Source organism: Psychrobacter maritimus (assembly GCF_029953575.1).
GTDB lineage: Bacteria > Pseudomonadota > Gammaproteobacteria > Pseudomonadales > Moraxellaceae > Psychrobacter > Psychrobacter maritimus.
Genome location: NZ_CP124526.1, coordinates 1,474,854 through 1,500,688 on the forward strand (window position 1 = coordinate 1,474,854; position 25,835 = coordinate 1,500,688).

The window sequence follows — 25,835 nt, forward strand, 5'->3', positions numbered from 1 at the left end:
GCTTAGCAATAAAGCACCATATTTCTGCTACTTTTATGCCGTGCATCCTTTATAATAAACACCGCATAATTTCTTGTTTATTTGCCAGATAGGCTATGTTATGACCTCAGCTTTACGCCATGATTCGAATGCTCAACCTACGACATCGACTAATCTTGTGGTAAATGTACCACAGGCTAAGTCGGTCGATTTGTCCCATAGCAATACCATGGCATTGGCATGTGTGGCGGATGTGGTCGTGACGCTCACCGATGAGGCGCAACTTGATGCCTTTATGGCAGGTTACGGAAAAGATGCAGAGCTTACTAAGCCGTTATTCGTGCTCTCTGGCGGTAGCAATGTTTTATTGCCAGCAAACTTAAACGCTATCGTCTTACGTCCCCAAATGCGCGGTATTATTATGACGGCGCAAACAGACCGTTATGTCGATATCGAAGTGATGGCCGGTGAAAACTGGCACGATTTGGTGATGTATACCGTGGCTCAAGGTTGGTATGGACTTGAAAACTTGGCATTGATACCGGGTCTGACGGGAGCGGCGCCTGTACAAAATATCGGTGCTTACGGTGTGCAATTAGAAGATTGCTTAGAGTATGTTCGTGCTTATCATCTGCCAACCCACACTTGGCATCATCTAACAGCAGCAGACTGCCAGTTTGGCTACCGCGACAGCCTCTTTAAGCGTGCGCCTAATACTTGGCTTATCACTCGCGTGGGTTTTCGCTTACATACCGATGCCAATAAAATCCTTGCCAGCTATGGCGATGTGCAGACGGTCGCGCAGCGCTATGCAGAGCAGCAAGGGCGCATGCAGCCCGTACCTGCTGATGTCATGCAGGCGATTATAGATATTCGCCAACAAAAACTGCCCGATCCTAAACAGCTCCCTAATTGCGGCAGTTTTTTTCAGAACCCTATTATTCCTCAAGCGCAATTTATAACGCTACAATCCACTCACCCTACCATCGTTGGCTATCCAATGCCGGATGCCATGGTTAAGGTTGCGGCTGGCTGGTTGATTGAACAATCTGGTTTAAAAGGTGGCGGTTCAGCGCCGATTATGACCCATCAACAGCAAGCCTTGGTGTTGACCAATCACAGCCCTTATCAAGCGACGCAAGCAGATGTGGCAAAGGCTCAAAATCATATTGCCAATATTGTCTCTAAGATATTTGCGATTGAATTATCACGCGAGCCGGTTTGGGTAAATGCTGACAGCTCTATTGGATTTGATGAGTATGTGGTCTAAACGATCATGGTCTAAGCGCTTATGGCGCTCTTACTTACGTTCAGCTGAGCGTATGATAAAGCTGTTTCGTATTATTAATGCCACCTTTTTACTGGGTTCAACGGCGGTTATTCTCGTTATTATCAGTTTATTTACCCCGCTATTTTCACAAGCGGTGATTTACCTTTTAGCCCATTTACCTTTACCAAAGATGCCGCCTGCCGCCATGAGCTCTCCACCGACCGCCTATGTGGTACTGGGCGGCGGTCTGACCAATGATAATAACAATCAAACCATCCTAAACAGTTATAGCCTAAACCGCGCCCGTACGGCGGCAACCGCCTATCATGATTTGCCGCTACCTATTGTACTGAGTGGTGCTGAGGCGCCTTGGCTTGGTCAGTGGCTTATAGAACACGGTATTGATGGGCTCATCAGCGAAAATGCCAGTATGAATACCTGTGAAAATGCACGTTTTACTGCTAAGCGTATTCCTCTACATCATGTATACCTGATTACCGATAGCTATCATATGGCGCGGGCAAGGAGACAGTTTGCCCTAAACGGCATCAATAGTACCCCAATCAATGCGCCTTTACCGGTCAAACGCGATTGGATGGAACCGGCACAGAACTTGAGTCATTCGCGGCGGGCAGTTTATGAAGTGGCCGCCTACTTACGTGATGTGATACGCCCACAAGCAAACTGTCGGCATGCTAAGGATGTGACCTCGCAGCAACTCCTAACCCCTAGAGGCAATGCCGTAAAAACGCTTACTGAATAACACTTAGCTGGCATTTTCTGACCTAGTATTATTAAATTAGCATCATTAGATTAGTATCATCAGATGACTATTATTACCCAATTATCCACTGTCTTACTTTTAGTATTTATAGAACATTTATAACACTTGCAATAAGTGTATAATATAAGAAACTGCTATTGAAGAGGTTTGCCATGCTCAGTATATTTTTATTAATTCCTTTAAGTTTAATGCTGTTCGTGGTCGCCATCTGGGCAATACGCTATGCGGTCAAATCAAACCAGTTTGAGGACTTAGATAATGCGTCACAGCGCATTATCTTGGATGACCGTCAAGAACGTCGGCAAACCATTCAAGCTCATACGCCTAGTGACGATATACCGCAAGCTGATGACACGGCAGACTCCAACAAAGCCGACGATTGAGTGCTACCGATTCACCTTTTATTGACATCGTCTTAATAAAGCAAATAGCTATCAATAAAATTCAAACATATAGCCTTCCATATCTCATTTATACGTGACTGCTTTTATCATTTTTTTAGATAAATGATAAAAATAGGCTCACGCTTTACTATTTTTAGGAGAGACTCCCCATGACCACAGCTTTACTTGTTGCGGCATTACTAATGGGATTTTTTGGTTCACCACATTGCTTAGGCATGTGTGGCGGGCTAGTAGCAGCATTTAGTCTATCGATGAAAGATGTCAGCCCTGCTAAGCGCCGCGCTTTGATAGCCACCTACCACTTCGGGCGTTTAAGCAGTTACGCATTTTTAGGCTTGGTCGCCGGACTTGTGGGTACCACTGTTTTAGAGCCATTAATGAAAGGCAATAGTACGCCTCGTATCTTATTGGGCTTGGTATTGGTATTTGTTGGTGTCACGATGCTTGGTGCACCATTTTTAACCAAGCTTGAGCGTGTCGGCATGCGTTTTTGGCAGTATCTGAGTCCGCTACGCCAAAAAGTATTTCCACTTAATACCTTCCCGCGTGCTTTAGCGGCAGGGTTATTATGGGGGTTCTTACCTTGTGGTTTGGTTTACGGTGCGCTACTTATTGCCGTCGTTGCTCATAACCCATTGGGCGGTGCGGCATTGATGTTTGTCTTCGGTTTGGGCACAGTGCCGATGTTGGTTGCCACCCATGAAACGGTTGGTTGGCTACGTGAGAAAATTGGACGCCTACGTTTAAGACAAATTAATGGCGCTATCATGGTTTTATCGGGGTTAGCCGTCGTTTTTGTGCCTATCGCCATGTCCAGTATGCATGGTGACCATGGCGGTGGTCATAGCATGAACATGGAGCATGGTGAGCATACCATGATGAATGACACAGGTAATACCACCGACCACGATATGAGTCAGATGGACCATAGTATGCACAATATGAATGATGACTCAGCAGATATGGAAGATCATCACTAACTAATTGCTGTTTAATATTCCTTTAAATTGATGGCATCTAAAAACAGACGTATAAAAAAGCCCTTAATCATGCATTAAGGGCTTTTTGCTGTTTAAATGCTTTAGAACTTAATTAAAAAAATTCTATTAAGGCTGCCACTGCTCAAGGCTAAACTTAGTATCTAAATGCTTTTCTAATGCAGGGATATTAAAGGCATCATCTTCGCTGACGAAGCTAATACTGATACCGGTTTGGCCCGCGCGTCCAGTACGTCCAATACGGTGTACGTAATCATCTGGCTGATCTGGCAGGGTGTAATTAATCACATGACTGACATCATCAACATGAATACCGCGTCCTGCCACATCGGTCGCGACCAACACAGAAGCATGACCATCTTTAAAGCGTTGCAGATATTTTTCGCGCTTTTGCTGAATCACATCGCCTGATAACATGACGATTCTATGTCCCTGACGCAGCTTATGATACAAGCGCTTAACCTGATCTTTACGGTTGGCAAAAATAATCACCTTCTCGACTGTGCTATCAGTGATGATACGCTCGACCGCTGCTAATTTTTGGTCTTCGGTTAATAAGTAAAAATGCTGATCGACCAATTCGCTGGTCTTATGCTCAGGCTCAATCTCTACAAATTCTGGCTCATGCAACCAGCGGTAAGCGAGATTCATCACATCTTGGTTAAAGGTGGCAGAAAACAATAAGCTTTGACGATCAGTATTTGGCGGCATACGACCAACCAAACGCTTGATATCAGGGATAAAACCCATATCAAGCATACGATCCGCTTCATCTAATACCAATACTTCAACGCGATCTAGATAGACCATGCCTTTGTGCATTAGGTCAATCAAACGACCTGGAGTGGCAATTAAGATATCCACATATTGGCGCTCAAGCTCATGCTGCTGGGTTTCATAATTGGTGCCACCCATGATACAAACGCTGTGTAGCGAAGTATATTTGGTCAGAGCAATACAGTCGTCAAATATCTGCTGGGCAAGCTCACGGGTTGGCGCCATAACGACGGCACGTGGCTCACCTAAATAACGTTCTTCATCGGCAGCAAAAGGACGTTTTAATAACGCTTCCATAATGGTCAGTAAAAACGTTGCCGTCTTGCCAGTTCCCGTTTGCGCCTGTCCGATGGCGTCTTGATTTGCCAATGTATGCGGTAATATCTGTGCTTGAATGGGCGTCAATTCAGTAAAACCTAAATCACTTACGGCACGTAAAGTAGGGTTTGATAACGGCAAATCCGTAAACGTCTTAAAAGTACTCAAAAAAATATCCTTGTGTGTGAATCGCTTGTCTATTATTAATAAATAAAAGCTTAAATGAATAAAAGCTCATGATAAGCGTTGGTTTTATAATACGACTGTCTATTGTGAATAGGAAACATTGTGATTAAGAGCTACTACTTAAAAAAGCCCAGTCCGTAATCTCTAATCAGACAAATTATAAAACTCATAAGCATAAAAAAGCCAAGCCCAACGCCTAAACTTACCAAATATGCGGCGTTCAACTCAACATAGGTAAGATAAGACGGGCTTGACTCAGTAGTATATCAGTAGTTTGTACAGACATTATAGCTGAACGGCGCTAATGACTGTAGCGATTACTCTTCTACCTTTCTGACTTCTTCAGCTTGCAGGCCTTTATCGCCTTCTACCACACTGAACTCAACCTTTTCGCCATCTTTTAGAGAGCGATAACCATCACCTTGGATTGCGCGGAAATGGACAAAAATATCTTCGCCGCTATCACGTTGAATGAAACCAAAGCCTTTTGAGTCATTAAACCACTTAACGATACCTTGCTCACGAGCTGACATAATATTACTTCCTAAAAAGTCACTTAACCCCAAATTCCTTTGCGACATTGCATATAAACGGGGTTTAAGATTATGAAATCAAAATGTAAGAGTACTACTCTACATACCATCATCTGCACATAAAGCGTGTTATTACCCTCTTTATGATGCAGCCTATAGTAAAATTACTATGGTCAGTGTAGGTTCATATCAAAATTGCTTTATGCACTTTAATAGTTAGCCCAACTGACATTAGCAACAAATAGGTAATATTTGTTGCGTAAAAAATATCATAGCACGGGTTTTTAGCAACATAAAGACTTTTAACACGATTTTAACCCCTAGGATAATTTTTCATGTTATTTTTTATTACATGGCTGCCAAGCTGTTATCATAAAAGAATAAGGGCTTATCTATTCGACTAGTCTTACTATTCGGCTACTTTTACTCTTCGGATAACTTTACTCCTAAAACCTTATAGCAAAGTTATCTTATACGGCCCTACTATTGACCCATAGCGATAACGACAACAATACTTATAAATAAAATACCACTTTATAAAGATAGAGACTATTATGACCATACCTTCTCAGTCAGCAGTGACCGACAAACCTTTTAATCAAGAAACTCTTATAAGTTCAAATGACATAAGTTCAAACAATATAAGTGCAAACGCCAAAACGCATAAACTGTTACTTATCAATGGCGTTAATTTAAATTTATTGGGTAAACGTGAGCCTGAAATTTACGGTCATACAACCCTTGCTGATATTGAGAAAAATTTGGTCGCACGTGCAGCCAAATATGGCATTGAGCTGATTTGCATTCAATCAAACCATGAAGGCAAGCTTGTCGATGAGATTCAACATTATGGTCTGTTAGCAGAGTCAGCAGCGCAAGTAGATGCGATTATTATCAATCCTGCTGCCTTTACTCATACTTCGGTTGCGATACGAGATGCATTATCGGCGACACAAAAACCCTTTATAGAAGTGCATTTGTCCAATGTTCACGCCCGTGAATCGTTCCGGCAGCATTCTTATTTTAGTGATATAGCCGTCGGCGTTATTTGCGGCTTAGGGCATTTAGGCTATCAGATGGCATTAGATTATTGGCTGACTCATACTTATGATTTGAAGTTAGACAGCTAATGATTTATCACTTGATACTTGTTATTAAAACCTTATTTATTAACCAATAAAAAACCATCATACTGTTAAGTCATAAGCGACAATCTATAACTTATAAGCAGCATTAAGATACGCATACTGTTGCTTTTGGCACATTTTTTGGCACACTAGTTAAACAGCAATCCTTTGCTTAAAATAATAACATTAGGGCTTAGTAAATAAACCCACTATATGGTGACATGAATGGCAAAATCGTCCGGAAAACGCTTTATGAAACTCGCTGGCATGACCGCCAGTATTGCCGGCAAAGCTGCAAAAAACTCATTAAAGCATCTCTCAAGTGACGAAGAAAAACGTCTACAAGCGCGCTCAGAGCTGATGCAAGATGTCGGTGTTCAGATAGCTGAAACGCTTGGCGAAATGAAAGGCGCAGTCATGAAAGTGGGTCAAATCGCCTCGCAATATAAAGATGTGTTTCCGCCGGAAGTTGCCACGGCTTTAGAGAAGCTGCAAAAAGATGCACCGCCGATGCCGTATGCGCAGATACGTGCCCAAGTTGAGCGTGAGCTTAACGCGCCGGTTGCTGAGTTATTTACTGAATTTGAAGAAGCACCCTTTGCCGCCGCCTCAATCGGGCAAGTGCATAGAGCAGTTTTGCCATCTGGACAAAGGGTGGTGGTAAAGGTTCAATACCCTGATGTCGATGAGAACTGTGATAGCGACCTGAAGCAAGTACGCATGGCGCTAAAAATCGCCGGCGTGCTCAATATGAGTAAACAATTACAAGAGCAGTTATTTCACGAGATTCGCCAAAGCTTGCATGATGAGCTCGACTATATTAAAGAGGCGCACAACCTCCAAGTATTTGGTGCATTTCATGCAGAAGACGACGGTCTTATCATTCCGAAAGTGATTGGTAGTCATTCATCCAGACGGATTTTGACCTTAACCGAAGAGATGGGTGAAACGCTCACGGTCGCCGCGACGTGGGATAATGCTATCAAGCAAAAAATTGCTGAGCGCCTGTTCCATTTTAGCGCAGGGCAACTATTTGGTTTATACCGCATGCACTGTGACCCACACCCTGGCAACTTTGCTTTTCGCACCGATGGCAGTGTGGTCGCTTATGATTTTGGCGGAATTCGCAGTTATAGCCATAGCGAAGTACAATTATTTCGCCGTTTTGCCAAGCATGCTTTAAAGAGTGACGTGACCGCGCTTGAGCAAGATTTAATCGCTCTTGATATTCGCCGTGATGACGAGAAAGTTGTGCCGGGTGAGTTTTATCAGAAATGGCTAGAGATTGGCCTTAAGCCTTTATCCGTGAAGCCTTATCAAGAAGGTGCATTTGATTTCGGTAGCAGCCAGACCCATCACGAAGCCATCGCCCAAATGCGTACTTCTTTAAAGTATTTTGGTCAGTTTCAGCCATCAGCGACGACGATGATGCTTGACCGTACGATTTCGGGTCAGTATTGGAATTTGGTCAATCTGGGTGTGGTGATAGATTTATCGCCACTGGTTGCTGAATATATAGACTATTAGTACTTAGAAGCCCGATAATTTTGAAAAGCCCTATAAATCGCGTTAATAAACACTAAACATGCAGGGCATGACCGCAGCGATCGCAGAAATCCGCTCCTACGGCGTGGCCGAATTTCCCGCAGTTTGGACAGGCAATAGGATTGAGCTGTGGACGCATATTACGCGCCAGCTCAGCGGTAAAGATACCCGTCGGCACAGCAATAATCGCATAACCGGTAATCATGACCATAGATGCAATTGCTTGCCCGATGGGCGTTTTTGGTGACATATCACCATAGCCAGTGGTGGTGACCGTTACCACCGCCCAATAAATAGAGATGGGAATACTGGTAAAGCCATTTTCCGGCCCTTCTACCACGTAGACGACCGCACCAAAAATAGTCACCAGCAATACCAAGGATAAGAAAAATACCGTGATTTTCTGCTGGCTGGTTTTAAGTGCTGAGGCAAGAAAACCCGCTTGCTGCATATAAGTGTTGAGCTTGAGCACGCGAAATATACGCAAGATACGTAGTATGCGAATCACGAGCAAAAACTGTACACCACCAAATATTAAGCTTAAATAGCTTGGCAATACCGACAATAAATCCACTATCCCAAAGAAGCTAAAAGTATAACGAAAGCGATTGGGCGCTGAAAATAGCCTTAAGATATATTCAATAGTAAACAAAATGGTAAAAAACCATTCTGCATAGCGAAATATGGTGCCATATTGCAAACGCATGTACAGCACACTATCTAGCATCACTACGCCGACACTGGCCAAAATCGCAATCAGCAATACGATATCAAACAGCTTACCCAAACGGGTATCCGTGCCTTCGATAATAATATGAATGCGGTTACGCAAATGAGTAATGGCTTCGGCAGTTGGTTGCTTCATAGAGTCAATAAAGTCACAAGATCAATGGTTATATAGAACCGAACGTTTTAGGCTGGCATGGACAAGCTAAGGTTGGTCAAAATGCGCTAAAGTGGTTTATAATATTGCAAATATTGTTGCTCTCGACCGTCATCGTCAGAATTGATGATTGGTCAAAATATAGAAAATAGCAGTGTAGCAAAAAAGCGCACCAAACGACATACAAATCGTTAACTGGCCGATAGGTCTATTACACTGTATTAACAGCACAATCATATAATAAGAATACCTCATCAGGTATAAAAAGTTGTTACTGATATATAGTCCTAACAACTTTTTTATCCGCACTATAAATAACACGTAAAACTTAAGGATGTCATATGGCAGGCCATTCAAAATGGGCAAATATCAAACACCGTAAAGCCCGTCAGGATGCGGTAAAAGGTAAAGTCTTTACCAAAATTATTCGTGAAATTGTTTCTGCTGCCAAGCAAGGTGACCCTGACCCTGATAAAAACCCGCGCTTGCGTGCCGTTATCGAAAAAGCACTGTCAGTCAATATGACACGAGATACCATCAATCGCGCGGTTGCTCGTGGTACAGGCGGCGATGACAATGATAATATGGATGAGGTCAGCTACGAAGGCTATGGTGTCGGCGGCGTCGCAGTATTGGTCGAAACCTTGACTGATAACCTGAACCGTACGGTCAGTGAAGTGCGTCATGCTTTTACCAAAAACGAAGGCAACCTTGGCACCTCAGGCTCAGTGGCTTATCTATTTACCAAGCGCGGCGAAATCACCTTTAACGATATCAGCTTAGAAGAAGAAGTTATGCTAACAGCCTTAGACGCTGGGGCACTTGATATCGAAAACGACGGCGAGTCACTACTGGTCATCACTGAATGGGAAAGTTTCGGTCAAGTCAAAGACGCGCTCAATGCGGCAGGTCTGGTCTCTGACAATGCTGAAGTGACTATGTCACCATCTACCAGCGCCGAGATAGACAACGTTGAAGATGCCGAAAAAGTCATCAAGATGATTGATATGTTAGAAGATATCGACGATGTGCAAGAAGTTTATAGTAATGTGACTTTTTCAGATGAGGTTATGGCGCAGCTTGAGCAGTAGTTCGAGCAATAGTTTCTAACCAATATCACCATTTATCAACACCTTATTGATTATTAATAAAAAGGCGAAACATATTTAATGTTTCGCCTTTTTTAGTGTTTAAGCGCGGGTGATGAGCACTTTTTCCATGCTAAGTTTTGTAGCTCACCCCTTCCAGCGCTAACAAATACGCTTTCTTGTCTAAGCCGCCTGTATAACCACCAAGCTTACCATCGCTGGCAATAACACGGTGACAAGGAATGATGATACTAAAGGGGTTTTTACCATTGGCATTAGCAACCGCACGAAAGCCTTTAGGATTACCTACGCGCTGCGCCAGTGTGGCATAGCTAATCGTTTCACCATGCTTGATGCCTTGTAACGCCCGCCATACCTGTTGTTGAAACTCAGTTCCTAGGCTTATATCTAATGGCAAATCAAATACTTGACGCTTACCCTCAAAATACGTGATTAATTGCGCTATCGCTTCTATAAGTAGCGCTTGAGCAGGCACGTCTTTGCTTAGGCTGTTTTGAGCGATAAAGGTAAAGTCTTGATCGACAAGCCCATAATGCTTTTTAAGTTTAGGAATGGATTTTGAGCTGTGCCAAGAATCGCCCACCTGCAGCCAATTGACTTCGACCAGCTTAGGGCTACTATGCGCACTATAGTAAAAGAAACAAAAATCCGCTACAGTATATAATATGGCATACTCAAAAGACTACCGACAACTGATCCTCAATAAGCTTGCAGAAGGCTATAGCATTCGACAACTTGCCGAGGAATATCAAATTAGCACCAACACTATTCAGCGTTGGAAAAAATTTCCTGAGCGTAAAAAACGTCAGTTTACCCCAACTAAAATAGACGATGCATTACTGAGAGCGGATGTAGAGGCTTATCCTGATGACTATCAGCACGAACGAGCTCGGCGTTTTAATTGTACTCAAAGAGCGATAGGCATTGCATTAAAACGAATCGGCATCACTCAAAAAAAAGAGCTTAACTCATCCAAAAGCAGATGATAAAAAACGTTTAATATTTCTTGAAAAGTTAGCGCAATTTGAGTTTGATGATAAGCCTATTATCTATCTTGATGAAAGTGGCTTTAAGTCTCATGAGAACAGGCCTTACGGTTACTCTAATAGAGGTAAAAAATGCTTTGGACAATACAACTGGCAGCTTAAAAACCAAACCAATGCGATAGGTGCTATTTACAATAATCAGCTGTTCGCTGTTGGACTTTATGATCGCAGTGTCAATAGTGATGTGTTCCATAGTTGGGTTGAGCAATTGCTGCTACCGAGCCTACCGAAAAGCAGTGTCATTATTATGGATAATGCAACCTTCCATAAGCGCAAAGACACAACTGAACTTATAGAAGATGCAGGGCACACTATTTTATGGCTGCCACCTTACAGTCCTGATTTGAATCCTATCGAGCAAATGTGGGCTTGGGTCAAACAAAAACGTAAAGAGTGGCGGCTAGATTGCGTTGACACACTGTTCTTTTATTTCTTATGGCTGTGTGGCGATTTATAAGTTCTTTGACTATAGCAATCAGTGCTAACTGGTGCGACTCAACAGCTGCGATGGTGACTATCATGATTCTCCCCTCTAAACACTCATATTTTTAACGCTTATTTATTCATTGAAAAAACTACCAAGCGCTACTCTTTATCGTCAGTCTCAAATAGCGCGGCGACAAACTGTTTTGGACTAAAGGCACGCAAATCATCAATCGACTCACCGACCCCAATATAACGAATCGGCACATCGGAGGTTTCAGCGATATTGAACACCACACCCCCTTTTGCAGTACCGTCTAATTTAGTAATAGTAATGCCGGTTAATGGCACGACTTTATTAAACAATTCCACTTGGTTAATCGCATTTTGACCTGTGCCAGCGTCGAGGACAATCATACCTTCGTGCGGTGCACTTGGATCGGCTTTACGCATGACGCGCACGACTTTTTCAAGCTCCGCCATCAGGTGGGTTTTATTTTGCAAGCGCCCTGCGGTATCAGCGATTAATACATCGATATTTTTTGCTTTGGCAGATTGCATGGCATCAAAGATAACAGAGGCGCTGTCAGAGCCATGACCTTGGGCGACGACAGGAATGTTATTGCGTTCACCCCAAATTTGCAGCTGTTCAGTCGCCGCAGCTCGGAACGTATCGCCAGCTGCCAACATCACTGATTTACCTTCACCTTGCAGACGCTTAGCAAGCTTACCAATAGTCGTCGTTTTACCAACACCATTCACGCCCACTACCAAGATAACAAAAGGCTTTTTACTGGTATCGATGACCAATGGCGCAACTTTTGGCGTTAAGATATCGACCAGCTCAGTTTGTAAGGCTTTATACAATGAATGCGCATAAATCAAATCACCACGAGCGGTTTGCTCAGTGAGACTTTTGATAATACGATTGGTTGCATTGACACCGATATCAGCCACCAACAGCTGGTCTTCAACCTCTTCTAATAGCTCATCATCAATCTCTTTACCACCGATAAGAATACTGACCATACCTTCGGCAAGATTTTTACGTGACTTACTCAGTCCCGTTTTCATGCGATTAAACCAGCTGCCTTTTTTCTTATTTTCCTCAGTCTGTTTTGACTCTTGTGACTCTTGTGACTCTTCTGGCGCGGCTGATAGCTGCTGTATTTCGGTTTGTGGTTTATTTATGGCACTGGTATCACTAGTGGCAGATGTAGCGCTTGGTCTATCGCCCAGATGATCCTGCAAAGGCATGGTAGGAATGGTAGTTGTAGGCTGCGATGGAACAGCATTTGTATTGGTATTCGCAGTAGCTTCTAAAGTGTTTTCAGAAGAACTTTGTTTTTCTATCTCAACGATGGGCGTACCTAATGCCATATCTGCTGTATTACTCTTTTCTGCATCACTCTTTTCTGTATTACTGCTTGCAACGCTGTCTGACGCATCGACGATGGGCACCGTTTGCGCTGGCAGACTGGGTAAGGTAATATCATCGTCATCCAAATCATCAAGACCGCCGTCAAGGTTGATGACCACACGATTGCTATTATTGGGATTATTCATAAGCTTGCCCTAAAAGTTATCATTATCAGTAATTTGTTTTAAAGTGACTGTTTTTAAAGTGGTTTTTTAAAATGGCTGTTTTAAAATGACTATGCCGCCCGCTTTTTATTATTTAACGGGTGATTATTTTTAGCCTAGTTTAGCATAATTCAAGTGGTGCTTAGCCTTTAGCATTGTAGAGCGCTGTCAAATTGTAAAAACCTGTCAATCCATAACAAACAGCCATGCCAAAAACCGTGCCAAACAGACTGCTTTAAACAAGACTAAAAATTATGCTAGCAATCATACTGTAAACCATACGCTGGTCTAAGCAAGTTTCGCTTAAGGTTTGGACACAAAAATCTGACCTTTGATAGGCCAAACTTCGCCTACTCTTAGCGAGCGCTAAACCGTTGTATTTTTTAATTTACTCAACCACTTATATTGGAAATGACCTATGTTATCACTATCGAATAACTATAAAAAAATGACCCAAATGGGCGCCGCCGTGCTTCTCGCTACCATTGTATTATCGTCAACAGGCTGTAGCACCACACAAGAATTTAAGCCGACCGCTAGCGTCATGGTTGGGGCGCATAAGTCGTTATAACGGCTTTATGCTCATTATAAATACGCATATTACTAGATGCATTAACATACGCTCTTCTCATTCTATAAATCAGTTACTTATCAGCTGCCTTTTTATATAAGTAGAACCTATCATGTCATTGTCACTGCCTTCATCACTGTTTCTGCCATCATCTGCTCACTCTCTACGCCTTGCCTGCGCTCTAGCTATGGCCACTACCCTTGCGGCTTGCCAAACCAGCGCGATTTCTTCGGCGAGTGAAGTTGCTACAAATAAAAATACTACCACTACAGATATGGTAAATAAAAACCAAACGCTTAAAGATGCTGAGCAATCTTCAGCATTGACTATGGATATGTCTGGTCGCCATGAATATAAGCTCGCAAATGGTCTAAAGATAGTGGTCAAAGAAGACCACCGCGCGCCTGTGGTTATGACCCAGATTTGGTATCGCGTCGGGTCAGCAGATGAGCCACTTGATAAAGGTGGTATCTCTCATGTGCTAGAGCATATGATGTTTAAAGGCACCACTGATGTATCAAGCGACGATTATGAGCGTTTGATTGCTAAATTTGGCGGCGTTAATAATGCCTTTACCAGTTACGACTATACTGGCTATTACGAGCTATTCCCTGCCAATCGCTTGCCGTTAGCTTTAGAGCTAGAAGCGGATCGCATGACCAATTTGGTTTTTGATGGCAAAGCGTTTGCCAAAGAGCATCAAGTGGTGATGGAAGAGCGTCGTCAGCGTACGGATGACAATCCCCTTGCCAAAGCTTATGAGTCATTTCGCTTGCTGGCATTGCCGAACAGCCCGAAAGGCGAATCGGTCATTGGACCCATGAGCGAGCTTGAATCAATCACCCTTAACGATTTAAAAGACTGGTATAAAATATGGTACGCACCCAATAATGCGACGTTGGTTATCGTCGGTGATGTCGAACCAACCGAAGTATTGGCGCAGGTTAAACGCTACTTTGGGGCGCTAAAACCAAGCGCGCTACCCAAGCGTCCTGCGGTCACTCAAAAGGGCTTTCGCGGTTATCAGCAAGTAGAATCTGAGCAAGCGGTGCAAGTGCCAGTTTTATTAATGGGTTATAACGTGCCCAGTCTGGTGAGTGCTGGTGCTAATAATGAAAAACAAGCCTATGCGCTATCACTTGCGCAAGATGTGCTAGACGGCGGTTTATCAGCACGTTTAGAGAGCAGACTGGTACGCGAGCAAGGACTACTTACTACGGTAGGTACGTCTTACGATTTGCTTGATCGCGGCGATGGACTGTTTTTGATACAAGCAACCCCGCGCGAAGGCGTCAGTTTAGCGCAAGCACAACAAGCCATTATCAATGAGATTAATAAGCTATCGACCGACCCGATTGCTGCCGATGAAATCGAGCGCGCCAAAACCAATACCGTCACCGGTTTGGTGTATGCACAGGACAGCATGGAAGGTCAGGCGCGTATGATTGGCTCCCTGCAGTCTATCGGTCTTGATGATAGGCTACTGGCTAAATTGCCAACCAAGCTTGATAGCGTAACGATTGCGGATATCCAAGCGGCAAGTAAAAAGTATTTGGTCAAAGACAATTTAACGGTGATGCATATCATCCCGCCTAAAGAGACTGCCAATAAAAACGAAGCTAGCCAAGATAAGATGAGCAAAGATACCGTTAGTAAAAATGATGCTACTAAAGAAACGGCAAGCAAAGCTAAGTAACATCAACATGCTCTCTAGTTACCTTGGCAAAAACCCGATACTTATGACCTTATGAATAAGAAGAAAGACATGACTCAAATACCTTTTCTTAAGAAAACCAAATTCTCATCTAATGTTAAGCAGCTTCCTTATTTGAGTGCTTGTGCATTCTTTGGGATGATGACCTTGACTACTATCGTACAGGCAGATATGGCGGGTGGCGAAGATGCTCGCACGCCGGCTGCCGCAGTCGATACTAGCGCGCCTATTGCCGCTTTAGCTAAGCTTAGTAGCCTTGATAATGCCAAACCTTTAGAAGTCACTGTTCCAAAGATTCAGACCTTTAAGACCAAAGCCGGTATTCCTGTGCTTTTCGTGCCGACGACTACTTTGCCCATTGTCGATATTGATTTGCGCTTTAACGCCGGTAGCGCACGTGATGGCAGTATCAGTAAATCAGGCTTTGGTATCGCCAATATGACCGCGACGATGCTTGAACAAGGCTCTAAACGCTTAGATGAAAATGAGTTCACGCGGGCGGTCGAAACCTTGGGTATCAATCTAAGCAGTGGCGCTTATAAAGACATGTTTATTGTCTCGTTGCGTAGCTTATCTGATGATAAGCATTTACTGCCTGCCGTTGACTTAATGACGCAAATGCTTACTGAACCAAGCTTTGATGAGCAAATATTAGCCCGTAATAAAGCACGCTTACTGGTCGGTTTACAGCAGCAAAAACAAGACCCCGGCAGTCTTGCTAGTATCGCCTTTAGCAAGGCACTCTATGGCGACCATCCTTACGCTCATCCATCGGTTGGCACGCTGGAAACGGTTCCTAATATTAAAAGACAACAGTTAATCGACTTTAAAAACCGCTATCTAGTCGCCGCCAATGCGTCGCTTGCCATTACTGGTAATTTGACTTTGGCACAAGCAAAAAATTTGGCTGAAGAAATAACGGCCGACCTACCGATTGGTCAGGCGGCGGCTACCCTGCCCGAACCAAAACCATTAACCCAATCTCAGCACATTCATATTCCGTTTCCGAGTAGTCAAACCACGGTATTAATGGGTCAATTGGGCGATAAGCGCGCCACTGACCCCCAAGCGCAGCAAAAGCAAACCAACTTTGCTGTCGGTAATGAAGTATTAGCAGGAGGCGATTTTAACGCGCGCTTGATGACGGAAGTCAGGCAAAATCTTGGTTATACCTATGGCATTTCAGGCTCTATGAACCCGATGCTGGCGCGCGGACCTTATCAGATTGGTTTTTCGACTCGTAATGATAAAGCGCGCGCGGCGATTGATGCTAGCTTGGCGGTGATTAATGAGACGTTAGATAAAGGTATCACCAGCGATGAGATGAGATTGACTACGGATAATTTAAAAAACAGCTTCCCGATGGGCTTCGCCAGTAACGCAGGAATCAATAGTATACTTGGCATGATGAATTTTTATCAGCTACCCAACAGCTACCTGACCAATTATGTCAGTCGTATCGAACAGGTCAAACTGTCAGAGGTTAATCAAACCCTGCGCGACACCTTAAAACCTGACGACTTTTTAATCGTTACCGTCGGTGAGGTTAACCCTTGGGATGAGAAGACGTCTAAGAAAAAATAATAAGCCTGATAGCATGTTTTTTTATAGGCGTTTAAGAATATCGATTGAGCATTGATATACTCTTACTAATAATCAATTATCTATAAAAAATAAACTCGAAAAAAGCTCAGCCAGTAATATTTACTGGCTGAGCTTTTTTTAATTGAAGAGAAAGACTTTAATAGCGGCAAGCAGAGCTGCTACTGGCATGATTAAAACCCCATTTACGATAACCATCAGTATCCAGATGAATCGCACCAGTAGAGTATAATCCTAGGCCAAAGTTGTGCGATTGACCCTGATATTGCCAAAACTCACATAAGCTGTCTTGCATACGACTTAGCTGCCATGGACTACTTTCATATTCTGGCACCCAAATATCCATCGCGCCGGCGGTCATATGCTTACTGGCGTTTGCCCCGCCTGCACAGCCATTTAACCCAGGACTGCGATAGACTGAACGTATCTCGGTATTGGCAGGCAAGATACCTTGGTTTTTGAGCTGACTATATAGCTGCAAGGTCGGCACAATATTCGCCCAAAGTTCCTGCGGCGGTAGCTGATAAGGCTCATAGCCGCATTTATCCCAACTACGGGCAGTCGTTAGCAGCTGTGATAAGGGCGGGACGTTTTGTGCCCCCACTCGTGAGCTTAAATAGCGCTGATAATTGGCCACTTGTCCGGCGCGGTAGCTATTACTATTTAACCACGTATTAAAGTCCATACTGGTAAAATCGTTATAATTACTATTTCCGAAGTTATTATTACCAGTGTTATAAGTGGTGTTATAACGTGGCGTAACTTTATTGGTAATGACTCGTTTGCTCTCTTCTATCGACAAACCACTATCAAAATTAAATTCACGCTGTTTTTGTTGAATGAGCCCTTGCATACTATCGCCGCCTAAGCTATTTGACCCACTTCTGCCCTCGCTTAATATTGTCGCGCCGCCACTATAACTATTGCTTTGACTGCCATAATTTCTAGCAGGCGTGATATAGGCGTTAGAAGTGCTATCAGTAGCGCTACTGCCATGGCGGATTTGGATACGGCGCTCACTATTATCACTTATAATAGCGGCAGAAGCCGAGACACTGCTGGCACAAATACATAGGGCAATAACAGGCTTATATATTTGCCTATAAACAGATTTTTTTGTCTTTATCATTATTAGAAACTACCGCTAAAAACGTTTTATCGATACTATCAAATTTTAAGCAAGCAGGCTAAACTATCGCAGCGAATCAGCGGTCACCTATTCGTTATTAACACTTATCCTTATAATGTTCATATTGACGTTACTTTATTACCAGCAAGTTACTTTATTCGCTATTATCTGGTTAAATGAACGCCTTATAATCGCCGCTTGCTTAGTGATTAGTTACTTAATTGCTTAATTGCTTAATTGATGAGCTATTATCCGTCAAACCTGACTTTTCTTTCACACCAACTGCCAGTCACATTTTGCCTATGTCTTCTAACCCGCAATACCGTTTTTCCCGTCAGAGCCATCATCTAGGTCAAGGTCATGCGCCGACACTATGGCAACGTACTCATATTGACCCGTGGCTAACCCTACTGCTATTAACGGTTTGCTGTATTGGTTTGACAATTTTATACAGCGCATCCGGCCAAGATAGCGACATGGTCATACGCCAAATGGTCAGCTATGGTGTTGCCTTTACAGTGATGTTTATCATGGCGCAGATACCGCCTAGCCTCTATCGCACCTTTACCCCCATATTTTATGTGTTAGGGCTGATATTATTGGTACTGGTTGATATCATTGGCGAGGTGCGCATGGGTGCGCAGCGCTGGATTAACTTACCGGGATTTGGCAGTGTGCAGCCTTCAGAGTTTATGAAACTTGGCATGCCGATGATGTGTGCGTGGTTTTTATCCAAACGTGAGTTACCGCCCTCACTATCCAGCATTGCCATCACTTTGGCGTTAATCGTAGTGCCGGTATTGTTAATCGCTAAAGAACCTGACCTTGGTACTTCATTACTGGTCGCTGCCAGTGGCATTTTTGTGTTGTTTTTGGCGGGGCTTTCGTGGCGATTGATTGCGAGTGCAGCGGCTTTGGCGGTACCTTTTGTCGCTTTCGCTTGGAACTTTTTATTACATGATTACCAACGTACGCGCGTCTTAACCCTATTTAATCCTGAGGCTGATGTACAAGGAGCTGGCTGGAATATCATTCAATCCAAAACCGCTATTGGTGCAGGCGGCCTTACTGGCAAAGGCTATCTTGAAGGCACGCAGTCCCATCTACATTTTCTACCAGAAGGTCATACTGACTTTATCATTGCCGCATTTTCTGAAGAATTTGGCCTGCTTGGCGTGATATTACTCATGTCTATTTATGCCTGTGTGCTGACTCGTGCCTTATATATCGCATTCACCCATCCTGATACCTATAGTCGATTATTGGCAGGTGCGATTGCCATGTCCTTTTTTGTCTATGTCTTCGTCAATGTCGGTATGGTCGGTGGCATTTTGCCGGTTGTCGGTGTGCCTTTGCCTTTTATTAGTTATGGCGGTACAGCTATCGTTACCTTAATGGCAGGTTTCGGCTTACTGATGTCAATCCATACTCATAGATCTGATTAATGCTTTTTAAGCAGCTTACAAATAAAGCAACTTGCAAAGTGAATTATGTATAGCAATTTTTATGCTTAATGGCCGTTTCAGCCTTGGTTAAAATAATGACACAAACACGCTATTAAGCATCCAACTTAGTCATTTAAAAAGTCATTAGCCAGCCAATTGGTAGACAAATTTAGGAAGAATTTGCCATCAGCATTCATTCAGTCCTTATTCCATATCAACACAGAATTTGCAAAATTAGGCAGATATTTACTTGTTTAACCTAATTTTATTTGTAATCAATTCTACATAGATTGTCATAAAAACCCTAATATCATGCACTTATTAATAACTATAAGTCATTGTTATTCTTACAAATTGCACCAACAACCCACCAACTACACCCCTATAAAAACCCACTATTATTCCACTAATACTGAGAGGTTTTATTCCTTGTTTTTTACAAATAATTGCGTTAACCTCGTTTTATGGTAGATATGATACATAACCCGTACATAGCTACTAACAAACTTATCATTCAATTATATTGTCGTTGTAGCTCCTCCGTATAGTTAGCAACTTGTAGATTCCAGACTTTCAAAGTTACTACTTAATTAACGGTTTAATAACAAAGTAATACGTAATACACTTTAAACTCTTTATTAATTTAGCATTGTGTGAAAGTTTGGTTATCGAATAGCAGCATCCCATTTTAGTGGTTAATGCGTTATTTAATTCATATTGTTAATTATCATTTGAGCGTGTCATAAGTTAAGTTTGGTGATTTGTCCCTAAATCATAAACGCCTACTCACTTATGATGATGAAATAAAAATTACCATATATTAAAATTTATTGAAGCCGGGCGGTAACGTCAGTCATTATGAGAAAGGTGATTGATCTCGGTTTTAGGGTTTGCGGCAGGGTTAGATTGGTCTAACGCTGCCTCGCTCCATCTAAGAGGTTTTTAGTGTTAAGTTTTGATGTATAAGTTATAGAGGTACTTATGAATAAGCGTTTATCTGGTTTACTTACAATGTCAGCGGTTTTATTTGCTGGCTCTGCAGTCGCTTCTAATGCAAATGCGGCAGAATCAAAAACCTCCCTTGCAATGATCTCGCAAGACAACGCCTCCCATATTGACCGTGTACTCGGTGAACTTAGTCGTCAGCACGACGGCGCATCAAGCTTAGTTAAGTCTGCCCGCCAACCTACTTCATTGGCGTTAAGCAGCTCACTGTTGGCCAGTGACACCGCACAAGTATCTAAAGACGAAGATGTGCTAGAACGTCTAACAGCAGTCGCCTCTAACTCTGTAAGCAAATTCAAGCAAACCGGCTTAGCCTCTTGGTATGGTCGTCAGTTTCATGGTCGCAAAACCGCTAGCGGTGAGACTTTTGATATGAATGGCCTAACCGCTGCTCACCGTTCACTACCACTGAACTGCTACGTTAAAGTGACCAATAAAAACAATGGTAAGAGCGTTGTGGTAAAAGTAAATGATCGTGGTCCATTCCATGGTAACCGTGTGTTAGATTTGTCTTATGGTGCGGCCAAGCAACTTGGTATTACTGGTAAAGGTGTGGGTAACGTGGCTATTGAACGTGTTTCAGGCCCATCCTCTTAAACCATTAACGTCTTAGAACAATAGCGTTTTAAGCCCTTAACGGTTTCGTATGATAGAAAAATTATACTTTTAGCTTCAAATAAAAAGCGCCTAACTCATTCAAAGTTAGGCGCTTTTTTGTTGTGTAAATTTTAATTATGAATATAAAAGGGTTTGCTATTAGAACCTTATAGCTCAAACGCCCTTTCAATCGCATCATCTAAGCGTTCTACTGCAATCACATTGATACCTTTGAACTGCGGTGCGTCTTTAGCAGGCGCATTGGCTTTAGGAATAATCGCATGTTTAAAGCCGTGCTTCATTGCTTCTTTTAAGCGTTCTTGACCATTAGGTACAGGGCGAATTTCACCTGACAAACCAACTTCACCAAAGACGGCAAGTGATGACGGTAAAGGCTTTTCTTTGATACTAGAGGCACAAGCTAAGAGCACTGCCAAATCAGACCCTGTTTCTATTACTTTCACGCCGCCAACGACGTTGACATAGACATCTTGTCCACTGGTATGGATACCGCCGTGGCGATGCATGACCGCTAGCAACATCGATAGTCGCTGAAAATCTAGTCCTAATGCCATGCGTCTAGGTGAACCTTGTGAATCGTCAACCAAGGCCTGTACTTCGACCAGTAACGGTCTAGTACCTTCACGGCTCACCATTACCACAGAGCCTGCTACGGGTTTGTCATAACGGCTTAAAAATATCGCTGACGGATTGGCGACTTCTTTTAGCCCCATATCGGTCATGCCAAAAATCCCTAACTCATTGACCGCGCCAAAACGGTTTTTCACCGCGCGTATCATACGAAAACGCGAGTCAGACTGACCTTCAAAATATAAAACCGTATCAACCATATGCTCAAGCACACGCGGACCGGCAAGCGTACCTTCTTTGGTCACATGCCCCACTAAAAATAATGCCGTACCAGTTTGCTTGGCATAACGGGTCAAAATAGCCGCCGACTCGCGAATCTGACTGACACCGCCCGGTGCCGAATTGATTGCATCGGTATAAATGGTCTGAATCGAATCAATAATAGCAATCGCAGGCTGCTCTTGGGTCAATGCCGCGCAAATAGTCTCTACATTGGTTTCAGCAAGTACACGCAACCTATCAGCAGGCAAATCTAAACGTTTAGCACGCATAGCTACCTGCGCCAATGATTCCTCACCCGTCACATATAAAGCACTACCCGCCAGTGAATCAGCCTTTGCCATATTAGTCGCGGTTTGCAGCAAAATCGTCGATTTACCGATACCTGGGTCACCACCTATCAAAACGACAGAACCGGCCACCAATCCGCCACCTAATACCCGATCAAACTCACTGATACCGGTTGGTAAACGCGTATCTAAACCTACGCTTACGGCATTGAGTGGCATGACCGCACTATGTGTGCCGGAATAGTTCCCGGTTGGTGCTCCACCTGACGAGCGAGGTGTTGCACGATTTGCTGCTGGTTTAGCCGTGCTTTTGTTATGATGAGGCATGCTGACATTTGGGGCTTCAACTAAGCTGTTCCATTCGCCGCAATCAGAGCACTGTCCCGACCATTTACCAAAATGTGCACCGCAGCCTTGGCAGACATAGCTACTTTTATTTTTTGCCATAACGTATGAACCTTATTCAGCTGGTCAATCGAAAGTAATAAAGAATAATAGATAGAATTTATGAAGCTCTGTAAAAGCTTTGATATAAGAGTGTTAGAGATGATATATCAGCCTGTAGAATCAGGCGGTAATTTATAGAGGGCTGTGCTTGCAAACAATGTACTGACAAAGATTGCTCTTATAAAAAAGCAATCACCAAATATCCGTTGAAGGTCTGCCTAATAACGAAATATTTGGCTAAAAATACAGATGAGGTTTTAGAAAATTATATTAATTAAAACATGAGATTTTTTATACCTGAAAATCCTTACCAAGGTAAACAGATTTTACCAATTCATTTTCTAATACTTCGCTCGACGTCCCTTCAGCAATAATAGCGCCTTCTGAAACGATATAGGCTTTTTCACAAATTGCTAAAGTATCACGTACATTATGGTCAGTAATTAAAACTCCAATACCACGATTTTTTAGGGTTAAAATAACGTCTTTAATATCCCCTACAGAGATAGGGTCGACACCAGCAAAAGGCTCATCTAATAAGATGAATTTGGGGTCGGCAGCCAAAGCGCGGGCAATCTCACAGCGACGGCGCTCACCACCTGAGACACTCATACCCAGTGATTTGCGTACATGTTCTAAATGGAACTCACCGATGAGTTTTTCAAGCTCTTGGCGCTGCTCAGAGGCGCTCAACTCTTTACGAGTTTGCAAAATAGCTAAGATATTATCTTCAATCGATAATTTACGGAAAATAGACGCTTCTTGCGGCAAATAACCAATACCGGCGCGCGCACGCTCATGCATGGCATATTTGGATAAATCCATTTTTCCTAAGGTCACACGGCCCTTATCCATGTTGACCAGTCCCACTACCATATAAAAGCTGGTGGTTTTGCCCGCACCGTTTGGACCTAGTAGTCCAACGACTTGCCCTTGTTCAACAGAGAATGACACATCTTTCACCACCCAGCGTTTACCATAGCGCTTACCTAAATTCTGCATCGTTAAACGAGCGACAGGTTCAGAGCTATTAGCTGACGCTACAGAGTCATTATTAAGCTCATTGCTATTAACAACATTATTTTTAATATCACTCATAACTTATTCATCACTTACTTGTAAAGTTGCAACACTCAAGCGCTAATACAATTGGCTTAAACATGGACGGCTTATAGGTTTAAAGATTTTAATTCATTGAGCTATACTAGCCATCTAATCAACTGTCATTTAACATGTTAATCGGTTTAATTACTTAGCGTATGCTGCTTTGATTGGTGCTGTTATTAGGCGGGAAAACCAACTCTACGCGTTGATTGCCACCAGCGGTTGCTTCTACATCGCCCGCTTTTAAGCTATAACGAATGACATTACCGGCAAAACTTGCGCCATTTTGTACCAGTTTTGCATTGCCTGTAAGCGTAACGATGCCTGTGACCGCGTTATAGTCGATTTTATTGGCCTGACCTTTTGCCAAGCCTTTTTCTTGCGTAACCACCTGCTGCATGGTGGCTGGACGACCGGTTGCGACGGCCGAATTGATACTGCGACCCTGTGATAAATTGACCGTAATATTATCAGCGGTCATCTTAAACGTCCCTTGCGTAATCACTACCGTACCCGAATAGCTGGTAATTCCTGTGCGTTCGCTATAAGTGGCTTTATCGGCCAATAATTTTATTTCTTGATTGGCATCTGATGGCAAGGCATGGCTATATAACGGCAAAGCTAACAGCATCACCATCGGCAGCGCACGTAATCCGTTTGATACTTGGATAGAGCGCGTCGATAGCAAGCGTAAAGTAGGCAAAAAAGTGGATTTCATAAAAGTTACTCGTGTCATTATGGGTAGTAGAGTTTGCAAACTTCCTGCTAGGTGCTGCTGTTAATATGCATCTAATATCAGTATAAAGGCTAAAATAATCGGGTGATTAGGACAATATTAAAGCGGCAGCTGATATTAATTTAAAACTTAGGTCATGGTTGAATCTATTAAAACAAGGCTTTGTCTTGGCGTTTCGCTGGCGTAAAGGCAACCGCAACCTTGCCAAATTCATAATCACCGGTTTCAAGATTGGCAGTCATGCTAGAAGCCTCAAAGCGATTCATACCTTGCTCGACTTTGACTGGCTCATCACTATAAACTTGACCTGACTTGGTATTGCCTTTTAATGTAGTACCCGTCACTTTAATAGGTTCAAAATCGGACGCGCCCGCCTTACCTTCGCTGACCAAGGAGAAACCGCCTGATAAGCTCATTTCACCCGTCTGCTGACTGATAGCGGCACTGCCCGCTTCAATACGATAGCGCTGCTCATCTGAAGGCTCCCAATTCATCGTGATGCCTTTCATCTCATCCTTATTGGTCACAGGATTGTGGGTCAATGATTCAGCACTCAGCTCGTACTCAGTTTCACCTTTTTCATTGGTCTGCACCGCCTTAATATCGGTGGCTTCATAATCAACATCCGTCGCTTCGATACTGACCGGTGGCGTAATCTCTCCTTGCTGCTTAAAAAACCAGCCAGCAATCACAGCGAGAATCAACGCAAGAACGATTAAAACACGAGTATTCACGACAATTTATCCTGAGTTTTGGCTTCATCAAGCGTATAAGACGCAATAAAGTCTTGATAGTGGCCATGACCCTTTAAAATCAGATCACATATTTCACGTACAGCGCCGGTGCCGCCTGCGCGCGTGGTCACCATATGGCTACGTTTTATGACTTCTGCATGCGCGTTTGGAACAGTTGCAGCAAAACCAACGGTTTGCATCGCTTTAATATCGGGTAAATCATCACCCATATACGCACAATCGGCAGCGGTGATATTGAGCGCAGGATCAAGCGTGGCTAATAGCTCGCTTAGAGCAATCAGCTTATCATCACGACCTTGGACAATGTGATTGACACCCATCTCAGCAGCGCGCTTGTCTACCATAGGGCTGCTACGACCAGTAATAATGGCGGTTAAAATACCATAACGTGCCAACGACTTCACGCCCACGCCATCTTGTACTGAAAAAGCCTTGGTTTCAATACCATTGGCATCATAAATAATTTGACCGTTTGACAAAATACCATCAACATCCATGACCAATAACTTCACTTGTCCGGCTTTTTTAATTAAGTCTTGCATCAGTGCTCTCTTATTAAAGGCTTTTTTAATACGGTAGTTATTAATATAGCAATTATTAATAC

The 25,835-nt window shown here is 43.1% G+C and carries 25 protein-coding genes; 14 read left to right on the top strand and 11 right to left on the bottom strand.

From position 1 onward, the window contains the following. The first annotated feature begins 100 nt into the window (after positions 1-100). The 4 genes from murB to QJS82_RS06085 all read left to right on the top strand — a co-directional run bounded on the left by murB (position 101) and on the right by QJS82_RS06085 (position 3,417). The gene (gene murB, locus QJS82_RS06070; RefSeq protein ID WP_281491580.1) at positions 101-1,249 is read left to right on the top strand and encodes a UDP-N-acetylmuramate dehydrogenase; all 1,149 of its coding nucleotides are present in this window, start codon (positions 101-103) and stop codon (positions 1,247-1,249) included. After that, positions 1,233-2,012, top strand: a complete 780-nt coding sequence (locus tag QJS82_RS06075; protein ID WP_438656601.1) for a YdcF family protein — start codon at positions 1,233-1,235, stop codon at positions 2,010-2,012. Before murB ends, QJS82_RS06075 begins: the two co-directional genes overlap by 17 nt. Positions 2,013-2,185: 173 nt before the next feature. After that, positions 2,186-2,416 carry a cbb3-type cytochrome oxidase assembly protein CcoS gene (gene ccoS, locus QJS82_RS06080; protein WP_201565277.1) on the top strand — a complete coding sequence of 77 codons (231 nt, stop codon included), beginning with the start codon at positions 2,186-2,188 and terminating at the stop codon, positions 2,414-2,416. Between the two features lie 170 nt (positions 2,417-2,586). Then, positions 2,587-3,417: a sulfite exporter TauE/SafE family protein gene (locus QJS82_RS06085; protein WP_281491581.1), complete on the top strand. Its 831-nt coding sequence runs from the start codon at positions 2,587-2,589 to the stop codon at positions 3,415-3,417. Positions 3,418-3,543: 126 nt separating this feature from the next. Here the strand turns inward: QJS82_RS06085 and QJS82_RS06090 are convergent, their stop codons facing one another. Both QJS82_RS06090 and QJS82_RS06095 read right to left on the bottom strand, forming a co-directional pair. Beyond that, positions 3,544-4,698, bottom strand: a complete 1,155-nt coding sequence (locus QJS82_RS06090) for a DEAD/DEAH box helicase (RefSeq protein WP_438656604.1) — start codon at positions 4,696-4,698, stop codon at positions 3,544-3,546. 335 nt (positions 4,699-5,033) lie between these two features. Next, entirely contained in the window at positions 5,034-5,249 is a 216-nt protein-coding gene (locus QJS82_RS06095; RefSeq protein WP_011513806.1) for a cold-shock protein, read from the bottom strand. A 554-nt stretch (positions 5,250-5,803) separates the two neighbouring features. Between QJS82_RS06095 and aroQ the strand changes: the two genes are divergently transcribed. Continuing rightward, a complete protein-coding gene (gene aroQ / locus QJS82_RS06100) occupies positions 5,804-6,379 on the top strand; it encodes a type II 3-dehydroquinate dehydratase (RefSeq protein WP_281491582.1) in 576 nt (191 codons plus the stop codon). A 222-nt stretch (positions 6,380-6,601) separates the two neighbouring features. Then, positions 6,602-7,903, top strand: coding sequence for an ABC1 kinase family protein (locus QJS82_RS06105; protein WP_281491583.1), 1,302 nt, complete (start codon positions 6,602-6,604; stop codon positions 7,901-7,903). 52 nt (positions 7,904-7,955) lie between these two features. On the opposite strand, the gene QJS82_RS06110 is transcribed toward QJS82_RS06105, so the two are convergent. Beyond that, entirely contained in the window at positions 7,956-8,786 is an 831-nt protein-coding gene (locus tag QJS82_RS06110) for an ion transporter (protein WP_281491584.1), read from the bottom strand. A 359-nt stretch (positions 8,787-9,145) separates the two neighbouring features. On the opposite strand from QJS82_RS06110, the gene QJS82_RS06115 reads away from it, so the two are divergent. Continuing rightward, positions 9,146-9,895 carry a YebC/PmpR family DNA-binding transcriptional regulator gene (locus QJS82_RS06115; protein ID WP_201565272.1) on the top strand — a complete coding sequence of 250 codons (750 nt, stop codon included), beginning with the start codon at positions 9,146-9,148 and terminating at the stop codon, positions 9,893-9,895. Positions 9,896-10,025: 130 nt separating this feature from the next. Here the strand turns inward: QJS82_RS06115 and QJS82_RS06120 are convergent, their stop codons facing one another. Continuing rightward, positions 10,026-10,580 (bottom strand): methylated-DNA--[protein]-cysteine S-methyltransferase, encoded by a 555-nt coding sequence (locus QJS82_RS06120; protein ID WP_438656674.1) that lies wholly within the window; start codon positions 10,578-10,580, stop codon positions 10,026-10,028. On the opposite strand from QJS82_RS06120, the gene QJS82_RS06125 reads away from it, so the two are divergent. Then, on the top strand, positions 10,579-10,899 hold the full coding sequence (locus QJS82_RS06125) for an IS630 transposase-related protein (protein ID WP_025651424.1): 321 nt from the start codon (positions 10,579-10,581) through the stop codon (positions 10,897-10,899). The two genes, QJS82_RS06120 and QJS82_RS06125, sit on opposite strands and share 2 nt — an antisense overlap. Before the next feature lie 13 nt (positions 10,900-10,912). Further along, on the top strand, positions 10,913-11,416 hold the full coding sequence (locus QJS82_RS06130) for an IS630 family transposase (protein ID WP_281491642.1): 504 nt from the start codon (positions 10,913-10,915) through the stop codon (positions 11,414-11,416). 128 nt (positions 11,417-11,544) lie between these two features. On the opposite strand, the gene ftsY is transcribed toward QJS82_RS06130, so the two are convergent. Beyond that, the gene (ftsY, locus tag QJS82_RS06135) at positions 11,545-12,735 is read right to left on the bottom strand and encodes a signal recognition particle-docking protein FtsY (RefSeq protein ID WP_438656676.1); all 1,191 of its coding nucleotides are present in this window, start codon (positions 12,733-12,735) and stop codon (positions 11,545-11,547) included. Between the two features lie 649 nt (positions 12,736-13,384). Between ftsY and QJS82_RS06140 the strand changes: the two genes are divergently transcribed. From QJS82_RS06140 to QJS82_RS06150, 3 genes are all read left to right on the top strand, one after another. Then, positions 13,385-13,537, top strand: coding sequence for a hypothetical protein (locus tag QJS82_RS06140; RefSeq protein ID WP_281491586.1), 153 nt, complete (start codon positions 13,385-13,387; stop codon positions 13,535-13,537). A gap of 187 nt (positions 13,538-13,724) precedes the next feature. Beyond that, positions 13,725-15,233, top strand: a complete 1,509-nt coding sequence (locus QJS82_RS06145; RefSeq protein WP_281491587.1) for a M16 family metallopeptidase — start codon at positions 13,725-13,727, stop codon at positions 15,231-15,233. Positions 15,234-15,302: 69 nt separating this feature from the next. After that, positions 15,303-16,835: a M16 family metallopeptidase gene (locus QJS82_RS06150; protein WP_281491588.1), complete on the top strand. Its 1,533-nt coding sequence runs from the start codon at positions 15,303-15,305 to the stop codon at positions 16,833-16,835. A 157-nt stretch (positions 16,836-16,992) separates the two neighbouring features. Here QJS82_RS06150 and QJS82_RS06155 read toward each other — a convergent pair whose 3' ends face one another. Continuing rightward, positions 16,993-17,982 (bottom strand): D-Ala-D-Ala carboxypeptidase family metallohydrolase, encoded by a 990-nt coding sequence (locus QJS82_RS06155; RefSeq protein ID WP_201619333.1) that lies wholly within the window; start codon positions 17,980-17,982, stop codon positions 16,993-16,995. Positions 17,983-18,284: 302 nt separating this feature from the next. Between QJS82_RS06155 and rodA the strand changes: the two genes are divergently transcribed. Then, entirely contained in the window at positions 18,285-19,427 is a 1,143-nt protein-coding gene (gene rodA / locus QJS82_RS06160; protein ID WP_281491589.1) for a rod shape-determining protein RodA, read from the top strand. 981 nt (positions 19,428-20,408) lie between these two features. Then, on the top strand, positions 20,409-21,029 hold the full coding sequence (locus QJS82_RS06165) for a septal ring lytic transglycosylase RlpA family protein (protein WP_281491590.1): 621 nt from the start codon (positions 20,409-20,411) through the stop codon (positions 21,027-21,029). 167 nt (positions 21,030-21,196) lie between these two features. On the opposite strand, the gene radA is transcribed toward QJS82_RS06165, so the two are convergent. The 5 genes from radA to QJS82_RS06190 all read right to left on the bottom strand — a co-directional run bounded on the left by radA (position 21,197) and on the right by QJS82_RS06190 (position 25,773). Then, positions 21,197-22,636 (bottom strand): DNA repair protein RadA, encoded by a 1,440-nt coding sequence (gene radA / locus QJS82_RS06170; protein WP_201565265.1) that lies wholly within the window; start codon positions 22,634-22,636, stop codon positions 21,197-21,199. A gap of 291 nt (positions 22,637-22,927) precedes the next feature. Next, positions 22,928-23,638: an LPS export ABC transporter ATP-binding protein gene (gene lptB, locus QJS82_RS06175; protein WP_201565290.1), complete on the bottom strand. Its 711-nt coding sequence runs from the start codon at positions 23,636-23,638 to the stop codon at positions 22,928-22,930. Positions 23,639-23,888: 250 nt separating this feature from the next. Further along, the gene (gene lptA / locus QJS82_RS06180; protein WP_438656610.1) at positions 23,889-24,458 is read right to left on the bottom strand and encodes a lipopolysaccharide transport periplasmic protein LptA; all 570 of its coding nucleotides are present in this window, start codon (positions 24,456-24,458) and stop codon (positions 23,889-23,891) included. 167 nt (positions 24,459-24,625) lie between these two features. Beyond that, entirely contained in the window at positions 24,626-25,210 is a 585-nt protein-coding gene (gene lptC, locus QJS82_RS06185; RefSeq protein WP_281491591.1) for an LPS export ABC transporter periplasmic protein LptC, read from the bottom strand. Beyond that, positions 25,207-25,773, bottom strand: coding sequence for a KdsC family phosphatase (locus QJS82_RS06190; RefSeq protein WP_281491592.1), 567 nt, complete (start codon positions 25,771-25,773; stop codon positions 25,207-25,209). The genes lptC and QJS82_RS06190 overlap by 4 nt, the downstream gene beginning before the upstream one ends. Between the last annotated feature and the right edge of the window lie 62 nt (positions 25,774-25,835).

Coding starts and splice junctions, on each gene's coding strand:
- murB (WP_281491580.1), top strand. CDS start 101: ATGACCTCAGCTTTACGCCATGATTCGAATGCTCAACCTACGACATCG.
- QJS82_RS06075 (WP_438656601.1), top strand. CDS start 1,233: ATGAGTATGTGGTCTAAACGATCATGGTCTAAGCGCTTATGGCGCTCT.
- ccoS (WP_201565277.1), top strand. CDS start 2,186: ATGCTCAGTATATTTTTATTAATTCCTTTAAGTTTAATGCTGTTCGTG.
- QJS82_RS06085 (WP_281491581.1), top strand. CDS start 2,587: ATGACCACAGCTTTACTTGTTGCGGCATTACTAATGGGATTTTTTGGT.
- QJS82_RS06095 (WP_011513806.1), bottom strand. CDS start 5,249: ATGTCAGCTCGTGAGCAAGGTATCGTTAAGTGGTTTAATGACTCAAAA.
- aroQ (WP_281491582.1), top strand. CDS start 5,804: ATGACCATACCTTCTCAGTCAGCAGTGACCGACAAACCTTTTAATCAA.
- QJS82_RS06105 (WP_281491583.1), top strand. CDS start 6,602: ATGGCAAAATCGTCCGGAAAACGCTTTATGAAACTCGCTGGCATGACC.
- QJS82_RS06110 (WP_281491584.1), bottom strand. CDS start 8,786: ATGAAGCAACCAACTGCCGAAGCCATTACTCATTTGCGTAACCGCATT.
- QJS82_RS06115 (WP_201565272.1), top strand. CDS start 9,146: ATGGCAGGCCATTCAAAATGGGCAAATATCAAACACCGTAAAGCCCGT.
- QJS82_RS06125 (WP_025651424.1), top strand. CDS start 10,579: ATGGCATACTCAAAAGACTACCGACAACTGATCCTCAATAAGCTTGCA.
- QJS82_RS06140 (WP_281491586.1), top strand. CDS start 13,385: ATGTTATCACTATCGAATAACTATAAAAAAATGACCCAAATGGGCGCC.
- QJS82_RS06145 (WP_281491587.1), top strand. CDS start 13,725: ATGGCCACTACCCTTGCGGCTTGCCAAACCAGCGCGATTTCTTCGGCG.
- QJS82_RS06150 (WP_281491588.1), top strand. CDS start 15,303: ATGACTCAAATACCTTTTCTTAAGAAAACCAAATTCTCATCTAATGTT.
- QJS82_RS06155 (WP_201619333.1), bottom strand. CDS start 17,982: ATGATAAAGACAAAAAAATCTGTTTATAGGCAAATATATAAGCCTGTT.
- rodA (WP_281491589.1), top strand. CDS start 18,285: ATGTCTTCTAACCCGCAATACCGTTTTTCCCGTCAGAGCCATCATCTA.
- QJS82_RS06165 (WP_281491590.1), top strand. CDS start 20,409: ATGAATAAGCGTTTATCTGGTTTACTTACAATGTCAGCGGTTTTATTT.
- radA (WP_201565265.1), bottom strand. CDS start 22,636: ATGGCAAAAAATAAAAGTAGCTATGTCTGCCAAGGCTGCGGTGCACAT.
- lptB (WP_201565290.1), bottom strand. CDS start 23,638: ATGCAGAATTTAGGTAAGCGCTATGGTAAACGCTGGGTGGTGAAAGAT.
- lptA (WP_438656610.1), bottom strand. CDS start 24,458: ATGAAATCCACTTTTTTGCCTACTTTACGCTTGCTATCGACGCGCTCT.
- QJS82_RS06190 (WP_281491592.1), bottom strand. CDS start 25,773: ATGCAAGACTTAATTAAAAAAGCCGGACAAGTGAAGTTATTGGTCATG.